This is a genomic window from Roseixanthobacter psychrophilus (assembly GCF_043195195.1).
In the GTDB taxonomy this organism is placed as follows: Bacteria; Pseudomonadota; Alphaproteobacteria; order Rhizobiales; family Xanthobacteraceae; genus NCEH01.
In genome coordinates this window covers 15,225-31,921 of record NZ_JBAFWT010000028.1, presented here as the reverse complement: position 1 = coordinate 31,921, position 16,697 = coordinate 15,225, and the positions used below count along the sequence as shown (strand labels likewise).

Genomic DNA, 16,697 nt, shown 5'->3' with positions numbered 1-16,697 from the left:
GGAATCCTTATGCGGCTTCGGCTTCATCGTCCGCGAGCGGCGGACCGCCGTTGTGTCCAATCGGGGCGGCTTGCGTGATCGGCACGTTCTGCATCTGCATGCGGGGCACGTCGCCACCCTCGACTGGCGGCAGATTCTCCAGGGCGCGGACCTCGTTGATGGTCATCACGCCCGCACTCAGCAGCGCCGTGTAGAAGGCCGCCCGTGCCGCGCTGTCGCCGCGCAGCAGCCCTTCAAGGTTAAATTCGATGATGATGCCGGCGGCCCAATCGGCAGGGCTCAGCAGTTGCTTCATCAACGCCATTTCGATCCGGCGCAGGCGCTTGCGCAGGCTGAATTTCTGGAAGCCGAGGATCTGCTGTTCCAGCCCCGTGCCGAAGCTTGTGGACTTCACCGTGTGTCCGACCATGAAGGGGGGGACGCCGAAGAAGCGGCAGACCTCTTCGACCGAGAACCCCCGCGATTGCAGCATCTGCGCATCTTCAGGGTTGAGCGTGAGCGCCTGCCATGTGGTGCCGCCTTCCAGCACCATGGGCCGGCCGGCGTTCATAGCGCCCACGAACTTCGCCGCCATGTCCTCTTCGGCGATCTTGCGCTGATCGGGCTTAAGGAAAGTCGGGAACGTCAGGACGCCCGAGGGGCGCAGGCCATTCTTGAAGGTGGCGCCGGCGGTGCGGTCGATGGCGGAGGCAAGCCCGAAGGTATTGCGACCAAATGCCAGGGTGGACATGCCACCTAAGGGTGACCCACCGAAGCCGCGGATGTGCAGGACGCGCGCCGGACCTTCATCATATGCGCGACCGTCCTCGCTCCAGCGATACCGCAGAGCGCCACGGTCGCGCGTTACGTCTACCGGGGCGGCGATGGGAGTGAGCCCGACAAGTCGGTCACCCACCGTATCCTTGAGCGCGAAAAAATTGCCCCGCAGTTCGAGGGAGGCGGTGCCGAACTCCCAAAAATCATAGGCCGTCTGCTCGGCATTGGGGCTGTGATGCAGAATCCGGTACAGGGGATGGTCTATGGCGACGGTACGGGCACCATTGCCGGCGGTGCGATAGACCATCAGCGGCAGCGACGCTTGGGTTCCGCTCAGTATGTTGACGCAGGCCCATGCGGCGGATAGCGCGAGCACGCTGTTTTCCGTGACGCTCTCGCCCGACGCCGCCTCGCCATCGGATGACCGCCAACCGCCGGGCTCGGTCAGGCTCGGGGATCGCCGGACGAAGGTGACGGCTTTCTGCCAGAGCTTCATGCCGCAACCCCATCCTTGACCTTGAGGCTGGCGAGATAGTCATCCAATCCGCCATCCTCCCCCTGATCCTGCAATGCGATGCCGAGTGCCATCACCGTCGCGACGATGCCGTCGATGCGTTCGGTGGCCTTGTTCTTGGCTGGCTTGATGTTGTCGGCGGCGTCCTGTTCCACTGGCACCACCTGCGCATGGCGCCGCAGAATCGGGTGACCGCCATGGTGAAATCCGTTGCAGAGCACCAGGCGCTCCAACTCTTTCGAGGGCGCCGACATCGACGCGAAGCCCTGGCCGAACAGACCCACCGGCAAGCCCTCCTGTTCGAGCTTCACGGCGGTCTCGACCGCGTTCCAACGGTCGATGGCGAGGCCCACTTCGTGCGGTTCGCGCTTGATCTTTCCGACGTGGGCGATCTTGAAATGCTCGCCGTCCAGCAGGATCTGACGGCGGATGAACTCGTAATCCACCACATTTCCAGGCGTGGTCAGCAGCGCCGCCGGCCCTTCCTTCGGATTTGCCCACTGGTGATACGGAAGCTTGTCTCGCTCTCCGTGCTCCTTCAGCAGCGCGTCCGGCTTAAAAAAGCGTGGCAACGCCACCGGGAGCGGAAGGCCTGGCTGCGCCGGGAACCACCACACGAGGGCCGACAGATCCACGATGGCAGAAAGATCGAGCCCGCCGAAGCATCGCTTGCCGATGAGGTGCTGTGGCAGATCCTGCCAAGGCACTGGCCCGATGCAATGGTCCCATCCGAAGCGATTGCCATCGTCGTCAACGCGGTTGATCGGAAGCCACCGCACCGCCTGATCTGACCACAGATTCAGCTGGAAGCACTTGAAGCCGTTTTCCAGCCGCGGCGATTCCTGCGCGCGGCGGCATTCCGTCTGCATCACGTCCAATTTTTTTGAGACGCCGAGGTTCGGGTTTGCCTTCGCCCACACCTTCGGATCGGTCCAATCGTCTTCTTCGCAGGCGGCGTAGATGACCACCAGCGTCTCCGGGTCCAACGTGGTGCCGTCGAGGATTTTCTGGCACTCGACCCACACCTCTTCACCATACCCACCCTTGGTGCCCGCCGTGGAAATCAGGAATTCCAGCGGCTGACGCCGGGCCGATTCCGAATCGTGCATGAACTGGTAGAGCGCGCCACTCGACCATTCGTGAATTTCATCGCCTACGAGGCCGGACGTATTGAAGCCGTGCTTACCCTTGCTCCGACCGCTCATCGGTTTGAAGGCGGCGTTTAGTGCTGCGCAATATATCGACGGTTCGAAACAATCGAGATAGTGCGCCAGGACCTCGGACTTGTTCACCATGGCCGTCGCCTTGTCGAAGACGATCCGGGCCTGTGTCTTGTCCGTGGCGATGGAATAAACCTCGCCCATTTCTTCCGCGTCACCCAGCAACAACAGAAGGGCGATGCCGGCGGCGAGTTCCGTCTTGCCGTTCTTGCGCGGCACCCACACATAGCAGCGGCGATATCGGCGGGTTCCGTCCGGCCGCTTCCAGCCGAACAGGGGCCGTACAATATCGTGCTCCTGCCAGTCGGCGAGCACGAAGGGCTGCCCCGCCCATTCCCCGGTGGTGAGCACCAGGTACTCGGGAAAGAAGTTCACTGCCGCGTCGGCGGCGCGCTCATCATACCAATAGCCGTCAAGCGTCCAGACAAACTGCTTGGCGTCCCATATCGCCGCTGCGGGAACAGCCCGTGGCCGGGTTCTTGGCCGCCGGCGCGCCGCTGACCCTCGCTGAACTGCCATCAACTACTGCAACAGACCGATGGGTGACTTCGCCTTGGGCGCCTGTGCGGCAGCTGCTGGCTTTGCCGCTGGCTTGGATGCTGGATTGCGGCCGCCGGACAGAGGCATTTCGCCCTGCGCGCCGGCGGCGGCGCGCGATACCATGATGCGCTGCCGCTCGGCGGGGTTGAGCCCGAATCGATCCTCGACGGATTCCAACTTGCGATCGAGGCGGTCGGAAATCAGAAAGGCAGGGTGAGCGCGCTTCAGCTTTCCGTGCGCGCTCTCGCTTTCATAGGTCTCGCCTTCCTTGTCGAGCGTGTCCTGCATCTTGAGCCAGCGCGCGAAGTTGCGGCAGTATCGGCCGAAGGTCTCAACATCGGCGGGGCCGAGCAGGCGCAGGGCGATCAGGCGCGGCGCAAGGCGCTCCCAAACCTTCAGCCCCTCTTTCTTCAACCACGACGGGGGCCGAATCGTCGGGGTGGCGGGCGCATCCCCATCCACAAGCGATCCATCGTCGACGATGGGCCGCCGACCCGTATTCCCCTTCGCCAGCTTGACGCTTGCCGGTTGTGGCTTTGGTCCACGAGGAGACATGTGACCTCACATCGCCAAAGCACTAAGACCCTGGCAAAAAAAAGTTTTCGGAAACCTGCGCCGCGATACGCGCGACTCCTCCACCGGTGCGGAGGCGCAGGGGGTGGAGCTTTCGACCTCCCCCCCCACCCCTGATTTCGGGGTCAGCGGCGGCGCCCGGCGGTCGCGCCTCCTGTCTCTGGAGCCCTAAGGCCCGCCTCTTCGCGCTGCTTGTCGCGGTTGTGGCAGGTCTCGCACAACGATTGGCGCTCGCCTTCCCAGAACAGGAAGGTGTCGCCATGGTGTGGAATGACGTGATCACAATGGGTGGCCGGCACCACGTCGCCGCGCTCGGAGCACATGCGGCACAGCGGTTCGCACGCAAGGTGATGCTTGGCGATGTTGCGCCAACGCTGCGACCAATACCAACGGCGCCAAGGCTTCTGCGCGGTGCGGCGCGCGTCATAGTCGCGGTTGGCTTGCTCGCGAGGTCTGGTGATGGGGCGGAACATAGCCGGTAGCTTCGGCATCGATCCTCCCACCTGAACGAAAAAACCCGGCTCGCGACTGGCGAACCGGGTTTCCTTTTATCCGTGACAAGTAATGAACCAAGAAACTGTCGCACGTCAAGCGGCTATTGCATTCTTTCTTTTGGCGGGCCGAACGATTTGCGGAATCGCTTGAAGCGATGGCAGGACGCGGGCGGGCACATCGGCCTGTTCCCACGGCCGGCAGGAGCGGGCTGGCGGCAGGACGCGGTGCGCGGACATGGTTCCAGCGAGCCTCACGGCCAGCAGGCACAGGGCACCGTGCCAGATCTCATATTCCAGCCGCGCCAATGCCGCGATGCTCGGGTCAGGCACCAGCAGCGTGCGCTGATAGGCGCCTGGATACGGGCGCCGTCGCGCATGGTCGAAGCCATCCACCTCCATCTGATGCGTCACCGGCCCGAACGCACCGGCCGACACCTCGGTGATGAGGCGGAACCACTTGGGTCGGCCATATTGGGTCACTGGCACGCGCCGCGGCACCTCGGCCTCCCAGGGTGGCGCACCTCCGAGGATGGCGTGGCGGACCACCAGGGCCGCCGGCGACCGCCGCATGCGGGCCGTGCCCTCCTCATCGACCGTCATCAGCATTGCCCATGCGCGGGCACAGGCCGCCACTCCATCCGCGCCGAGGTCGCCGAGGTCCGAGAGCGGGTTCCATCCTGCCGGCGCCTCCGGCACCCCGTCACGAAGATTCACCACCGCGTGCGCAATCAACACTGCATCGGGGTGTGCCTCGCCGCGCTCGACCAGATCCGGGAACAGGCCATAGCAGTTCATGGCATCGCGCTCGCGCATCAGCGCCATTTCTTCTCCCGCGCGGGTCACGGAGGCCCATGGGGCGCAAAAGCCCTCTGGCGCCCGGCCTGCGTCCATCGCCAGTTCGCGCTGCTTGGGCAGTTCGTCACGGTATGCCCACCGCACCAGATGCTCGATATCGACCGCTCTCATCGCCCTCGCCTCCCCTGTCCTACCTGTCCTACCTCAACCCACAGAATTGAATGAGGTAGGACACGTGCAAACCGTTGCTACCGCTGTATCTGTCCTACCTGTCCTACCTGTCCTACCTAAAAACCACTATTCGGCCGTGAGAGCGGGACCTTCGGCGCGAAATGCCCGCCGCTTTTTACGCGCGCGCACACGTGTACGGGGCTGAAAATAGGTAGGACAGGTAGGACAGGTAGGACACAGCCTTTGATACCAAGGGTTTGCGCGTGTCCTACCTTGCATCCGTGTCCTACCTCAGGTAGGACACAACAGCCTCTACCCCTTCAAACCCGTCTCTCTCACGGCTCAAAATCATCGGCGCCATTCGGCTCTTCGCCGTCATCCATGACGCCCCAGGCGACCACCTGCCCAACTTCGGCCTGGAAGGCGGCACGGCACACCTCAAGAGGCGGGAGCACGTAGCACCATGTGCGTTCCATCAGACCCGGCGCCGTCTCGATAAATCGGCGCACCCGGTCCAACCCTGGAACAAGCTTCTTCAGCTTGATCCCGAACGCGGTGAACTCGCTCTTTCGCCGCACACCGACCTTGTCGGCCACAAGGATGTAATCATCGAACATCGTGCGCGTGGCCAGAATGTCCGGCCATTGCCGGCCGGAGGATGTGGGCGCGCCGTGGTCGAGGCGCTCGAACCACCAGCTTTCCACGCTGTCGAGGCTGCGCAGCTTCTGTTCCAGCAGTGCCCCGGTGCGCGGAATCTTGCGCAAGTCAATCTGCGACAGATCGAAGGTCATAAGATCGTGCAGCAGCGCCTCGCGCCCGCCATCCGCAAGCTGCTCGTCCATCTCCCGGAAATATTCCGTGTTCTGAGCACATCTCGGATTGATATCGAGCACGCAAAATCGGCGTTCATCCTTGCCTGCCGGTACAACCCAATCTTCATTAGAGGTCATCAGCAGCCGCACGAAATTATCCAGGCGGATGGGATCGATGCCCTTCGCCTCGATCATCTGGAACTTGGACGTCACAAGGCCCTTCAGCCGGCCTTCTGCGGCCTTGTCGCCGGCCCACACGGCTTCCTCCGCCTGCAGCAGGAGGCACGAGGCCATATGCGCGTTGAATTGGCCCGTCACATAGCGGGGATCATCCACGGCGAAATAATGGGCCGCAAACAGCGATCCGAAGATCTCGCCCACCTTGGTCTTGCCTGTGCCCATCTTGCCGCGCATCACGAGCGCTGTGCCCACCCTCTCGCGCGGGCGCTGCACCATGTGCGCGAACCAGCCAAAAACCCACCGAAAAAGGGCTTCATCTCCCTCGCACACATTGTTCAGCATGTGGTCGCGCAGGATCGCCCACCCGTTTTCCTTCTCGCGCGGCTCGACCGAGAAACCGCGCCAGAGGTTAAGATATCCAGGCGTTCCCGGCACCCCATCCGGATTCGGGAAGAATTCGATGCCCGCGAATTGGCGGCGTTTCTTGTGCGCGAGCCAGCGCTTTGCCCAGGTCATGCCGCTCACCTTTCCGTCGCCGGTGGCGACTTCTGTGCTGGAGTTGAGAAACCAGGTCCGAAATGCGTCCACGGAGATCAGGCGCAGCCTGTCTTCCATGGGACCGGCGACCTGTTCGCGCACGATCACCGCCTTGGAGCCCATCAGGACAAGGCCCCATTCCGTGTTCATCTTGTCCACGTCAAAACCACCATTGCGCGGCACACGCTGGGGATGTTCCTCATCTGCGAACGGCGCGACCGGGATGGGTTGCGATGCCTTGGTGGCTCGGACAATCGCCGCAATGGCGGCGTGAGGGTCCGGCGCTGGTGAAAGCGTGTGCTCCGAATGCGCTGACGTCACTCCGCCGCCTCCGCAATTCCATCAAATAAGGGCGCGGAAGATTCTTCCCCCCCCCGCGATGAACGCGCGGCGCGAGCGCTTGGCCCCATCCAATCGCGCTCGATCCGCCGGCGCGCCATATCGGCATAATCGGGGTTAAGCTCGATCAGCGCGGCGTGCCGCGCGTGGCGCAGCGCCACCATGGCCGTGGTGCCGCTGCCGCCAAAGGGATCGAGCATCGATCCGCCCTTTGGGCAGCCTGCGAGGATGCAGCGTTCCGCCAACTCTGGAGGAAAGGTCGCGAAATGTGCCTCGCTGAATGGCTTGGTGGCGATAGGCCAGACAGTGAGCGGCGCGGGTTCGTAGTTGCGCAGGTTGCGAGAGCCGCGCTCTACCGCATCGATGCCGGTGTGATTGATGTGGCCGGTGTGGCGCGGGTCAGCGACATCGGAGGCGCGGGTTTTCTCCGCAGCATCCCAGCGCTCGTTGAATCCCGCCATCCGGCGCCCGCTGGACGCGCCTACTGATGCGGCGGCGGCAGCGGTCTCGGCCTGCTTGGCGCGCTTGGCTGCTACGGTTTCACCCTTCTCTCGCCCCGCGCGGTGCACAGACCCGTGGCCGCCCGGACCGGTATCCCAACCATCGGGAGTCTTGTAATCGCCGGTCGAGACCCTCCCTTGCCGCACCGCCTCGGCATCGTAGAAATAGCGCTCGCTTTTCGAGAGCAGGAACACCTTTTCATGCGCGGTCGCGGGCCGATCCCGAATGCTTTCGGGCATTGGATTCGGCTTTGCCCACACGATTTCCGCGCGCACCCACCATCCATCATCCTGCAAGGCGATAGCGAGGCGGTTCGGCACCATGCAGAGGTCTTTGGGCTTCAAGAATCCGCCGGCGACTACCCTACCCGCGGGATTATTAAGGTTCTTCGTGCCACCCCGATAACCGCCTGCGGTAGCGTCAGGACAATAGATCGCCCCGATGGTCGAGAACGGCTTATCCCGGAAGGTCCGGTCATCCTTGCCTGCGGCCTTCACATCGGCGGCGCTGCGCCCATTGGGAGAGGTGGCGTAGCAATCGCCATAATTGATCCAGCATGTGCCAGACGGCTTGAGCACCCGCCGCACGGCGCGGAACACATCCACCATCACGGAGAGATGCTCACCAAGCGTCGGCTCCAGGCCGATCTGCCCGGCGACACCATAATCCCGCAGGCCCCAATAGGGCGGACTGGTGACGACGCAATCGACGCTATCCGGCTCCATGGCGGCGAGCATCTCGCGCACGTCGCCGCGCCATAGCGCTACCCGCCCGCCAAGGAAAAGCTCAGGCGCGCTCATGCCGCTTCCCCCTCTGTCCGCGCCGCGGGGCGCAGCATGTCGTTGAAATCCATCCCTTCCGGAGGCCACGCAACGGCCACCTCGGGCACGCGCGCGGCGTGGCGGGCGCGGGCGCGCTCCATCGCGCAAAGCGTCGTGAAGGGGTCGCTGTCCCCGTCCCCCAGCAAGGTCAGGCGCTTGATCTCCGGCGGCACGCACATGGCCGGGCTGTCCATGTCCGGCACCGGGCCAGGAACCTTGCAGGTGCTCACGCGGCCCTGCACATCGGTACGGGTGGCGGTCGGATGGGGCACCGTCTCAGTGGCGCGGCCGGACAGATTGCCCAGGTCGATCCCCGAGACGAATTCGATGTTGCGCAGGTCCGCGCCGGTCGCCACCAGCGCCCACCAGACGGCAAGCACCGTCTCTATGCCCTCGCCCGCGATCTGCCATTCCGGCGCGCCCAATGGCGCTTTCACCAGCAGGATGCGCCCGCCCTGTTTGCTGCCGCGCACCTTCTTCGCCGCCAACACCTCGCCCGTTTCGGGATCTGCGATGACCGCCTTGCCCTTCGGCTGGTCGAGGTCCAACCAGGTGCAATGCAGGCCGCGGAACACGCCGTCCGCATCGGTGATGGGCGCGAGCATGGCCGGGCCGCTATGGATGACGCGCGGGCACGTGCGGCCCCGGCCATCATCCTCGCGCCCATGGAAATAGGGCGCGTCCGGCAGAAACCGCAGCCCAGCACCGCGCGGCAAGGCGAGGCCCCGCAGGTCGAGATAGTCCTGCACCGGCGAAAAGGCCGCGACCCGAGCGCCGCGCCACATGGCGTAGAGAGCCTTGCGCTCATGCTCGCGATGCTTGTCGGAGATAGCCTCTCGCTTGGCCTCTTTAGCCCGGCGTGCCTCGATCCGCGCGGCGAGTTCCTCCGGGCTGGCGCGCGTGCCCTCGCCGCGCAGCGGCGCGCGGCCCGTCAGGGTTTCGCAGGCGCCGAGAAAATCCGCGCCGTCGAGATATTGCACCAGGGCGATGGCATCGCCGCCCTGCCCCGCGCCCCGGCAAAAGAACACGTTCTTGCGCGTGTTGATCCCGAATCGGTCGGTGCCGCCGCACACCGGGCACGGCCCGACCCGCTCCACCGCGCCTTTTCCCAGGCGGATGCCGCGCTGCGCCACCACCTCAGCCACCGTCACCGCGCGGGCATCGTCCACCCATGCGTCAAAATCGGGGTCACGCTCGCCGCTCATGCCTGCGCCCTCCCCGCCCGCGCCATCAGATTGCGCTCGCGCTGCGACCACACGCGCCCGTTGGCGGCATGGCCCGCGAGGGCCTGGTGCACCCGCTCGCGCGACAGGCGCAGGCAGGCGGCGATTTCCCACAGCACATAGCCGCGCTTGGCCATGCGGCGGGCCGCCGGCGCGCGGCGGGCGTAAAGCGCATCGAGGCGGATGACGACGGGCTGGCGCATGATTCAGCCCTGCACCGCGTCGGTGGCGGTGAGGCGCGACACCAACTTGTCCATATCGCCGAGACGCCGTTCAGCATGCCCCGCGAGCCCGGCCAGATTGGTCGCCGCTTTGCGGACTTCGGCCAACCCCTCCGCCAAGGCGGCCCTGGCCTTGGCCAGCTCCTCGAGCGTGGTATCCACGACCACGGGGCCGAAGTCCTTCTCGCGCCGCTCCGCCACCACGGTGACCGACAAGCCGAGTTCCTTGGCGATCCGCTCATCGGAATAGCCGGCCATGTAGGCCTTGCGCGCCCGTTGGTATTTGTCGTCAAGCAGCATGTAGAGCTCGACGATGGCGCCGGACGCGTTCGGCGAGGCGCTCGGCGCAGGTGCCGCAGCCATGGGTTTTTCCTCCGGTGATGGGGTGCGGTCGGCGCGGCGCGCGGCGATTTCCTTGGTGCGGCAGGCCGGGCAGAGGTGGGCACCGTCCCGGCTTATGCCCCAACCCCACTTCTCGAAACGCGCAACAAGCGTGTGTTCCGGGAAGCGTCCATTGTGGGCGAACACGACCTTTTCCACCGGGCACCGATGGCACGCGACGACCTGTGCCGCGCGAGGGCCGCCCGGCGTGCCACGGTGCGTCAATGGGAAAAGATCGCCCATGTCAGCCCTCGCCGTCCGCGAGCGGCAGGCCGGCAAGCTTGCGCTCCAGGGCCGTGAGGTGGCTCACGTGCTCGGACACCGCCCGGCGCACATCCTCCCGCTCGCGCGGGGTCACGACGCCATCCGCGAGGGCGGCCCCCAGCACGGTGGTGACGCGCCCGCCCGAACCGGAGGTGCGCACCAGATCGCCGATGAGATCGTCGGCCTGTTCCCCGTCTTCGATCGGCACCAGCCGGTGGCCGGTCAGCGCCGCCAGAGCGCGGGCAAACACCGGCTTCTGCGAGACAAATTCCATCAGGAACACGGCCTCGAGCGAGGCGAGGTCCTTGTGGGCATCGCCGCCCCATCGGCTGATGGTGCCGGCGGAATAGCCCGTCAGTTGCTCCACGCGTTGCGGGCCGGTGGAACCGGGCACGACGCAGGCGGTAACCGCCGCGCGGGTGGTGCTCTTGATGAGCGGGATCAGGCCATCAGGCAAAGCAATATCGCTCACGAAAAAAGATCCTCTGCTTTTTCGTTCCGAAAACGAAGGTTAGGTGAGACTGTCTGAAGGTCCGATCACGGCGGAGCGGTTGCCCGCCGCAACAAGAGGGGAACGAAATGCTTCACGATCATGCCGCCTCCCCTCGCTTCTCTTCGAGCGGCCCGTAGATATCGGGCCGCAATTCATGGCGAGACACGCCGGTTGCGCGCTCCACCAGCAAAACACGTGACGCCGGAACGCGAGGCCACTGCGACACCGCTTGAGGGGTCACACCGACCAGCGCCGCCAGGGCGGATGATGTGCCGGCGATCTTGATCGCGCGGCGCAGTGGTTCGTCTCGGCTGTCCATACCGTCAAATCAAGCACCGCTTTCATTAAAACGCAAGCGCTGTTTGGTGGACCGCCTGTAAGCACCACTTTAGGATTTCGCTATGGCGCTGAAAGATCGCATTAAACAAGCGCGGCGAGCCCGCCGATGGTCCCAAGGGAAGCTAGGCGAGGCCGTGGGCGTTTCATCGCAGGCGGTTTCCCAGTGGGAGAGCGGCGCAAGCGATGTAACACTATCGCGGCTTAGAGAGATCGCCGCGGCTTTGGGGATGCCGGTGGAATGGTTCACCAACACTACCGGTGAGCCAGTGCCGGATCAGAGGCCGCAAGCGTTCACGCCCCAGTTTGTCGCAGGCTCGGAATTGGTCGGCCCGAGGGACTTCCCCGTCTATGCGGCTGCCATGGGTGGCACGGGCCACTTGATAGTGACCTTTGAAGCAATCGAGGTTGTCAAGCGCCCGTCCATTCTGGAAGGGGTGCGCGGTGCCTACGGCATGCTTGTCATGGGGGATTCCATGTTCCCGGCCTATCGCCAAGGAGACATGGCATTAGTGCATCCGGGCCTTCCACCCGCACGGGAGGAAGATGTTATCCTGTATGACCATGCACCGGATGGGCAGGTGGAAGCGATCTTGAAGAACCTGCTTTCGTGGACGGAACAGGATTGGCTTCTGCGTCAATGGCAACCCGCCAAAGAATGGCGCGTTGCAAAGGTTGATTGGCCGATTTGCCATCGAGTTGTCGGCAAATACGCCCGCCGCTAAAAGCTAAGCGATTTCTGACAGACACCCCTCTTCTTCCCACGGCTCATGATCAGGCAACCCAAGATCCTCAGGTAAATCACCCTTCCTGTATATGATCACAGCATCCTGCCAGTCGCCCATATCAATATTTCCGGTCCGGCTGAAAGCAAGAACGCCTGCCGCCTCCTGCGATAATCGGCATGCTAATCTTCGCGCACCTGCCTTCGATTGAGGCGCAATAGGATCGCGGGGGCGCAGCCGACCTTTATCGGATCGGTCGAACACGAGTACGACATAGTAAGTCACATGTGCCATCTTTCTACTCCGAGCTAACCGCGACAATGTGACTCGCAAACGAGAACGAAGCAAGAACACAAAACACTCTTGATGCGCTGGACTTTTTTTGAAAGCACTGCTTGACGTTTTAAATCAAGTGGCGCTTTCATATCCCATCACCCGATGGGAGCCCCTATGTCGGACATCATCTTCCCCGCCCAACTGACCGCCGATGAGGCGCGCAAGCTGAAGCGCGCGCTCTCCGGCCTCGGGCCGGCGCTCGCCCTCGCCGAAGAAGAGGCCGGCGATTTCATCGCCGCCGCCGATCACCTGCCGAAGCTGGCCCTGCGGCAGGAACAGGCGCTCAACACCGAGCTCTTCGAAGAGGAAGACGACAGCCTCTTCGATGGTCAGGTGGAGGCCGCGGACGATGCCCGCGCTTTCCTGGCCGCCCGCATCGCCACCGTGCGTGCCGAGTTTGTCGCCGGGCTGGCCGAGGCCGCCGCCGGGGAAATCCCCACCGGGGAGGCCGCCTGATGACCGGAGGCAGCATCCGACCGAAGGTCGGCCATCCCCACGGCCTCAAGGCGAACGACGTGGTGCGCTGCACCAGCATCTTCGGCGCCGGCCCTCGCTTCCCCCTCGCCAAGGGCCACATCTACACCGTGCGCGCCGTCGAGCCCGGCGACCATCTCAACCCATCCCAGCAGATGGCCGCGCCGCTCATCTGGCTGCATGGCTTCGCCCAAGGCTTCGCGCCCTTCCGCTTCGCTAAGGTCGCGGACGGCACACAGCCCGCCCCGCCAGCCGGCATCGCCGTCCGCATGGCGGATGTGATGCGCGCCTGTGAACACGCCACCGGCGGCTGCACGGCCGATGACCTCGCCCGCGCCGGATTCTCGGCCGCGCAGATCAAAGAATATGCAGACGAGGCCCGCGCCCTGGCCGGTCCGCCCTCCGGCCTGGCGGCGGCCTGAACCCATGGGCGCGCTCATCTCCTATTCCCCCGGCGGCACCGGCCCCGGCAGCATCGCGCGCCTTGTGTGGCAGGCCTCGCAGGCCCTGCTGTTCGCGGTGCGCACCGGCCAGCGCGATGCCGCCGCCCGCGTCGGCCCGTGGATGGTGAGCATGCGGGAAGATCCCCGCTGCACCGGGCCGCTCGCCCGCACCATCGACCGCGCCCTAGAGATCGCGCTGCGCCAGTTCGGCGGCGCGGCCCCCACCTTTGAACCCGTTCAGCCCAATGATGGCGAGGCCGCATGAACAACGATCAATCCCAGCCGACCCGCACCTGGTGGCCGGAATTCCTGGTTGACGAAGTGATGCCGCCGGGAAAGGCACACCCCACGGACTGGATCTTATGGGACGGCGGCGGCGCCGCCGCCGCGGACGTTCTGGCCTTCAGGGTCGGCGGTTCCGGGGCTGATGACGACGGCGACGATCCGTCCGACGTCTACGCGATGTGGGTCACGGAGATCGAGTGCCTGGATTTCACGTGGAGCGAACCGCGCGGATCGCGCGAGGTGACTGTCTATCCAGACGGCACCTATCGGGTAGAGGGCGGGGCGCCCGCCGACTTCACCAATTGCTGGGAGATGGGCGAGCCCGAAAGCTGCGCCGAAACCCTCGAAGAGTTCGCGCGAGAGTTCGCGTCGAACGCGCGGGACATGGACAACCCTGAGGTCGTGGCGGTCCATTTCCTCAAATGGGGCGATCAGCCCTTTCGCCTCCAAATAGTGGATGGCGCGCCGACGTTCGTTTCCGTTCAACCCAGCGATGGCGAGGCCGCATGACCGAAGCCTGGATGCAGACCGAGACCAGCCGCGTCGGCGACCTGATGACGCCGCACGCCGGCATGGTGGATTTCGTCACCGATATCCCCAACCATCTCGCGCGCCTGCCCCGCTTCAACGGGGCGACCGGCGGCGGCCCCTATTCGGTAGCGCAGCATTGCGTGCTCGGCGTGGATGCCATCCTGGCCGAGACGGGCAGCATCGTCGTCGCGCGCGCCTTCCTGTTGCACGACGCTCATGAATCCTATTGCGGAGACCTGATCACGCCCGTGCAATGGGCCATCGCCATCCGCGCGGGCCGGGCGCTCGCGAAGATGATGAATGGCGGTCCCACCGTGGAGCGCGTGGGCAAGGCCCTGGTGCGCGACGCCATCGCCGGCCTGAAGCACGATCTGGACTCCGCCATCTATGAGGCCGCCGGCGAGCCCTGGCCTCTGCCGCCGGAGGTCTCCAAGCGCGTGCATGATTGGGACCTGCGCATGCTCGCCGCCGAGCGCGCGCAGCTCCTGTGCCCCTCGCCCCATCCCTGGCATCCGGACTTCGAGACCATCGAACCCGCGCATCTGCGCGGACGGATCTCCATCTGGCCGTGGCCGCGCGCCGCCGCCGAATGGCGCGCCCGCTTCACCCAGCTTTTCCCCCAGCACATCGCGGCCCGTGCGGCTGCCTGAAAGGAGCTTTCCCCATGTCCGAGCGTGTCATTCGCGGCTTTCTGCAAGCCGTGGGGCTCCTGTCCCGCGGCAAGTTGGAAAGCCGCCTCAACGAGGAACTCGCCCGCGTCATCGAGACGCTGGAACAGCATCCCGAAGAGAAGGCGCAGGCCTCCCTCACCCTGGAAGTCGAGTTCACGAAACTCGCCGACCGGATCGACCTGAAGCCGGTCGTGAAGGTGAAGCTGCCCAAGGAAAAGGGCTTCCCCGCAACCACCTTCTGGCCGGTAGGCAACGCCTTGAGCGTCGAACATCCGAGCCAGACCGACATGTTCGCCGGGCCGCGCCCAGCCGGCGAGCGCGCCAGCGCCTGACCGGCGCCCCCCCCCCCTCCCCCATTGCCCACCGAGGATAGACCCATGACGGAAGAGACGCCGGAAAACGACGGCAAGGCGCCGGACGAAAAGCTGAACATCACCATCGACGCGTCGATGATCGGCGCGCGGCTCGGAGGATTCTCCGAGGGCCTCGGATTGGCCTCGGCGCTGCACGGCGCGGCGGCGGAATACGCGCCCTATTCCAGCGAGTTGCGCGGCGATGCCATCGACCGCCTGAAGGCGCTGGCCATCGAAGGCAGCAAGCCGGATATCATCTCGATCCCCACCGCCGGCCTCGGGCGCGGACTGCCCCCCGTGGTGCCGGTCGGCTGGGACCGCCGGGCGCAGGAGTTCATCTCGCTCATCGACCTCATCGAAGAGGCCCGCGCGGAACTGGAACGCGAAGGCACGGCGACCGTCAACACGCTCGCCTCCTTCATCGCCCTGGTGGAACGCCATAAGGATGACGGCTCGGCCATCTTCGCCGAAACGGCTTGGCCCAACCCCAAGCTGACGGCGGTGCTGGACTATCACACCCTCGATAATGAGGCGCGCTTCGGCAAGCACCGCGTGGTCTACGCGTTCCCCCTGACCGAAGAATTCAAGGTCTGGATCGCCGGCGACAGCAAGCCCATGGAACAGGCCAAGTTCGCCCTGTTCCTCGAGGAGCATGTGGCCGAGCTGGCCTCGCCGTTCCCTGGCGAGGTGACCGAGTTCGCGGAAAAGTTCAAGGCCCGGTTCGGTGCCCCCAACGAGATCCTGTCTCTGTCCCGGTCGCTGGAAGTCAACGAGGGCTCGAAGGTCAAGCAGGCCTTCAACCCGCAGACCGGCGAGCGCCAGGTGGTGTTCACCACCGAGCACACGAACGCCGCTGGCGAGCCCATCGATATCCCCGGAATCTTCATGGTGTCCGTGGCGCCGTTCGTCTCCGGCGACGCCGAGCCCCCGCGCATCCGCATCCCCGCGCGCATCCGCTACCGCATCAGCGGCGGCGCCATCTCCTGGTTCTACCAGCTTTATCGCTGGGAATACTTCCTGCGCGAACAGGTACAGGCGGACCTGCAGGATGCCGCCACCACCACCGGCCTGCCCGCCTATGAGGGTAAGCCGGAAATGGCGGCCTGATCATGTGGATCGCCGTCTTCAACAACCTGCCGGAACTGGCCATGGGGCTGTGTTGGACCGGCGTTGTGTTCGAGGCAGGCCGCCGCTTCCAGCGTTGGCGCAAGTAACCCTCAGGCTGGGGCACAGCCGAAATCATAAGACTTAGGAGTGATCCATGTTCGGAGCCATCAAAAAGGCGTTCAAGGCCGGCGCCAAGGAAGTGCAGGCCGATTATTCGCAGAACAAGGACTATCTGGAAGCTGTGTGCGCAGCCTCCGCCCTGGTGGCGAATGCCGATGGGGAGATCGAGGACAGCGAGCGCTCCAAGGTGACGCGCATCCTCACCAATCATCCGGTGCTGGGCAAGATGTACCAGCAGAACCAGATCGAGGTCACCGCCGAGACCATGTTCAAGCGGGCGAAGGATGCTTCGGGCCGGCAGGCCCTGGCGCGCGAGCTCGACGATATCAAGGGCCGTGATGGCGGGCAGATGGCGGAAGACGTCTATCTGGTGGCCGTCGATGTGGCGAACGCCGATGGCGAGGTGGAACCGCAGGAAGCGGAGATCCTGAAGAAGATCGCCAGCCGCCTCAACGTCGATACCTCGAAGTTCGACTTCTGA

At 64.7% G+C, this 16,697-nt stretch carries 22 protein-coding genes; 9 read left to right on the top strand and 13 right to left on the bottom strand.

The genetic code is table 11. From position 1 onward, the window contains the following. Positions 1-7 precede the first annotated feature (7 nt). The 12 genes from V5F77_RS20410 to V5F77_RS20355 all read right to left on the bottom strand — a co-directional run bounded on the left by V5F77_RS20410 (position 8) and on the right by V5F77_RS20355 (position 11,154). Complete coding sequence (locus V5F77_RS20410; protein ID WP_429007182.1) at positions 8-1,252, bottom strand: phage portal protein; 1,245 nt, start codon at positions 1,250-1,252, stop codon at positions 8-10. Then, complete coding sequence (locus V5F77_RS20405) at positions 1,249-3,009, bottom strand: terminase large subunit (RefSeq protein WP_429007181.1); 1,761 nt, start codon at positions 3,007-3,009, stop codon at positions 1,249-1,251. Before V5F77_RS20405 ends, V5F77_RS20410 begins: the two co-directional genes overlap by 4 nt. A gap of 3 nt (positions 3,010-3,012) precedes the next feature. Beyond that, complete coding sequence (locus V5F77_RS20400) at positions 3,013-3,585, bottom strand: phage terminase small subunit P27 family (protein WP_429007180.1); 573 nt, start codon at positions 3,583-3,585, stop codon at positions 3,013-3,015. Between the two features lie 143 nt (positions 3,586-3,728). Further along, the gene (locus V5F77_RS20395; RefSeq protein WP_429007179.1) at positions 3,729-4,094 is read right to left on the bottom strand and encodes an HNH endonuclease; all 366 of its coding nucleotides are present in this window, start codon (positions 4,092-4,094) and stop codon (positions 3,729-3,731) included. Between the two features lie 96 nt (positions 4,095-4,190). After that, positions 4,191-5,063: a hypothetical protein gene (locus V5F77_RS20390; protein WP_429007178.1), complete on the bottom strand. Its 873-nt coding sequence runs from the start codon at positions 5,061-5,063 to the stop codon at positions 4,191-4,193. 335 nt (positions 5,064-5,398) lie between these two features. Continuing rightward, a complete protein-coding gene (locus V5F77_RS20385; protein ID WP_429007177.1) occupies positions 5,399-6,913 on the bottom strand; it encodes a primase-helicase family protein in 1,515 nt (504 codons plus the stop codon). Beyond that, positions 6,910-8,232, bottom strand: a complete 1,323-nt coding sequence (locus V5F77_RS20380; protein WP_429007176.1) for a DNA-methyltransferase — start codon at positions 8,230-8,232, stop codon at positions 6,910-6,912. The genes V5F77_RS20385 and V5F77_RS20380 overlap by 4 nt, the downstream gene beginning before the upstream one ends. Next, positions 8,229-9,458 (bottom strand): DUF7146 domain-containing protein, encoded by a 1,230-nt coding sequence (locus V5F77_RS20375; protein WP_429007175.1) that lies wholly within the window; start codon positions 9,456-9,458, stop codon positions 8,229-8,231. Before V5F77_RS20375 ends, V5F77_RS20380 begins: the two co-directional genes overlap by 4 nt. After that, on the bottom strand, positions 9,455-9,679 hold the full coding sequence (locus V5F77_RS20370) for a hypothetical protein (protein WP_429007174.1): 225 nt from the start codon (positions 9,677-9,679) through the stop codon (positions 9,455-9,457). The genes V5F77_RS20375 and V5F77_RS20370 overlap by 4 nt, the downstream gene beginning before the upstream one ends. A gap of 3 nt (positions 9,680-9,682) precedes the next feature. Then, a complete protein-coding gene (locus V5F77_RS20365) occupies positions 9,683-10,060 on the bottom strand; it encodes a hypothetical protein (RefSeq protein ID WP_429007173.1) in 378 nt (125 codons plus the stop codon). Between the two features lie 262 nt (positions 10,061-10,322). Then, the gene (locus V5F77_RS20360; RefSeq protein WP_429007172.1) at positions 10,323-10,814 is read right to left on the bottom strand and encodes a phage regulatory CII family protein; all 492 of its coding nucleotides are present in this window, start codon (positions 10,812-10,814) and stop codon (positions 10,323-10,325) included. Between the two features lie 118 nt (positions 10,815-10,932). Further along, positions 10,933-11,154 carry a transcriptional regulator gene (locus V5F77_RS20355; protein ID WP_429007171.1) on the bottom strand — a complete coding sequence of 74 codons (222 nt, stop codon included), beginning with the start codon at positions 11,152-11,154 and terminating at the stop codon, positions 10,933-10,935. A gap of 82 nt (positions 11,155-11,236) precedes the next feature. On the opposite strand from V5F77_RS20355, the gene V5F77_RS20350 reads away from it, so the two are divergent. Next, positions 11,237-11,896, top strand: coding sequence for an XRE family transcriptional regulator (locus tag V5F77_RS20350; protein ID WP_429007170.1), 660 nt, complete (start codon positions 11,237-11,239; stop codon positions 11,894-11,896). A gap of 3 nt (positions 11,897-11,899) precedes the next feature. On the opposite strand, the gene V5F77_RS20345 is transcribed toward V5F77_RS20350, so the two are convergent. Further along, positions 11,900-12,190 carry a hypothetical protein gene (locus V5F77_RS20345; RefSeq protein WP_429007169.1) on the bottom strand — a complete coding sequence of 97 codons (291 nt, stop codon included), beginning with the start codon at positions 12,188-12,190 and terminating at the stop codon, positions 11,900-11,902. 156 nt (positions 12,191-12,346) lie between these two features. Between V5F77_RS20345 and V5F77_RS20340 the strand changes: the two genes are divergently transcribed. The 8 genes from V5F77_RS20340 to V5F77_RS20305 all read left to right on the top strand — a co-directional run bounded on the left by V5F77_RS20340 (position 12,347) and on the right by V5F77_RS20305 (position 16,697). Next, on the top strand, positions 12,347-12,688 hold the full coding sequence (locus V5F77_RS20340; RefSeq protein WP_429007168.1) for a hypothetical protein: 342 nt from the start codon (positions 12,347-12,349) through the stop codon (positions 12,686-12,688). Continuing rightward, complete coding sequence (locus V5F77_RS20335; protein WP_429007167.1) at positions 12,688-13,128, top strand: hypothetical protein; 441 nt, start codon at positions 12,688-12,690, stop codon at positions 13,126-13,128. The genes V5F77_RS20340 and V5F77_RS20335 overlap by 1 nt, the downstream gene beginning before the upstream one ends. Before the next feature lie 4 nt (positions 13,129-13,132). Continuing rightward, a complete protein-coding gene (locus V5F77_RS20330) occupies positions 13,133-13,414 on the top strand; it encodes a hypothetical protein (protein WP_429007166.1) in 282 nt (93 codons plus the stop codon). After that, positions 13,411-13,944 carry a hypothetical protein gene (locus V5F77_RS20325; protein WP_429007165.1) on the top strand — a complete coding sequence of 178 codons (534 nt, stop codon included), beginning with the start codon at positions 13,411-13,413 and terminating at the stop codon, positions 13,942-13,944. Before V5F77_RS20330 ends, V5F77_RS20325 begins: the two co-directional genes overlap by 4 nt. Beyond that, a complete protein-coding gene (locus tag V5F77_RS20320) occupies positions 13,941-14,615 on the top strand; it encodes a hypothetical protein (protein ID WP_429007164.1) in 675 nt (224 codons plus the stop codon). Before V5F77_RS20325 ends, V5F77_RS20320 begins: the two co-directional genes overlap by 4 nt. A 14-nt stretch (positions 14,616-14,629) precedes the next feature. Next, positions 14,630-14,968: a hypothetical protein gene (locus V5F77_RS20315; RefSeq protein ID WP_429007163.1), complete on the top strand. Its 339-nt coding sequence runs from the start codon at positions 14,630-14,632 to the stop codon at positions 14,966-14,968. A 45-nt stretch (positions 14,969-15,013) separates the two neighbouring features. After that, complete coding sequence (locus tag V5F77_RS20310) at positions 15,014-16,096, top strand: DUF2303 family protein (protein WP_429007162.1); 1,083 nt, start codon at positions 15,014-15,016, stop codon at positions 16,094-16,096. Positions 16,097-16,250: 154 nt separating this feature from the next. After that, a complete protein-coding gene (locus V5F77_RS20305) occupies positions 16,251-16,697 on the top strand; it encodes a tellurite resistance TerB family protein (RefSeq protein WP_429007161.1) in 447 nt (148 codons plus the stop codon).

Coding starts and splice junctions, on each gene's coding strand:
- V5F77_RS20410 (WP_429007182.1), bottom strand. CDS start 1,252: ATGAAGCTCTGGCAGAAAGCCGTCACCTTCGTCCGGCGATCCCCGAGC.
- V5F77_RS20405 (WP_429007181.1), bottom strand. CDS start 3,009: ATGGCAGTTCAGCGAGGGTCAGCGGCGCGCCGGCGGCCAAGAACCCGG.
- V5F77_RS20400 (WP_429007180.1), bottom strand. CDS start 3,585: ATGTCTCCTCGTGGACCAAAGCCACAACCGGCAAGCGTCAAGCTGGCG.
- V5F77_RS20395 (WP_429007179.1), bottom strand. CDS start 4,094: ATGCCGAAGCTACCGGCTATGTTCCGCCCCATCACCAGACCTCGCGAG.
- V5F77_RS20390 (WP_429007178.1), bottom strand. CDS start 5,063: ATGAGAGCGGTCGATATCGAGCATCTGGTGCGGTGGGCATACCGTGAC.
- V5F77_RS20380 (WP_429007176.1), bottom strand. CDS start 8,232: ATGAGCGCGCCTGAGCTTTTCCTTGGCGGGCGGGTAGCGCTATGGCGC.
- V5F77_RS20375 (WP_429007175.1), bottom strand. CDS start 9,458: ATGAGCGGCGAGCGTGACCCCGATTTTGACGCATGGGTGGACGATGCC.
- V5F77_RS20370 (WP_429007174.1), bottom strand. CDS start 9,679: ATGCGCCAGCCCGTCGTCATCCGCCTCGATGCGCTTTACGCCCGCCGC.
- V5F77_RS20365 (WP_429007173.1), bottom strand. CDS start 10,060: ATGGCTGCGGCACCTGCGCCGAGCGCCTCGCCGAACGCGTCCGGCGCC.
- V5F77_RS20355 (WP_429007171.1), bottom strand. CDS start 11,154: ATGGACAGCCGAGACGAACCACTGCGCCGCGCGATCAAGATCGCCGGC.
- V5F77_RS20350 (WP_429007170.1), top strand. CDS start 11,237: ATGGCGCTGAAAGATCGCATTAAACAAGCGCGGCGAGCCCGCCGATGG.
- V5F77_RS20345 (WP_429007169.1), bottom strand. CDS start 12,190: ATGGCACATGTGACTTACTATGTCGTACTCGTGTTCGACCGATCCGAT.
- V5F77_RS20340 (WP_429007168.1), top strand. CDS start 12,347: ATGTCGGACATCATCTTCCCCGCCCAACTGACCGCCGATGAGGCGCGC.
- V5F77_RS20335 (WP_429007167.1), top strand. CDS start 12,688: ATGACCGGAGGCAGCATCCGACCGAAGGTCGGCCATCCCCACGGCCTC.
- V5F77_RS20330 (WP_429007166.1), top strand. CDS start 13,133: ATGGGCGCGCTCATCTCCTATTCCCCCGGCGGCACCGGCCCCGGCAGC.
- V5F77_RS20325 (WP_429007165.1), top strand. CDS start 13,411: ATGAACAACGATCAATCCCAGCCGACCCGCACCTGGTGGCCGGAATTC.
- V5F77_RS20320 (WP_429007164.1), top strand. CDS start 13,941: ATGACCGAAGCCTGGATGCAGACCGAGACCAGCCGCGTCGGCGACCTG.
- V5F77_RS20315 (WP_429007163.1), top strand. CDS start 14,630: ATGTCCGAGCGTGTCATTCGCGGCTTTCTGCAAGCCGTGGGGCTCCTG.
- V5F77_RS20310 (WP_429007162.1), top strand. CDS start 15,014: ATGACGGAAGAGACGCCGGAAAACGACGGCAAGGCGCCGGACGAAAAG.
- V5F77_RS20305 (WP_429007161.1), top strand. CDS start 16,251: ATGTTCGGAGCCATCAAAAAGGCGTTCAAGGCCGGCGCCAAGGAAGTG.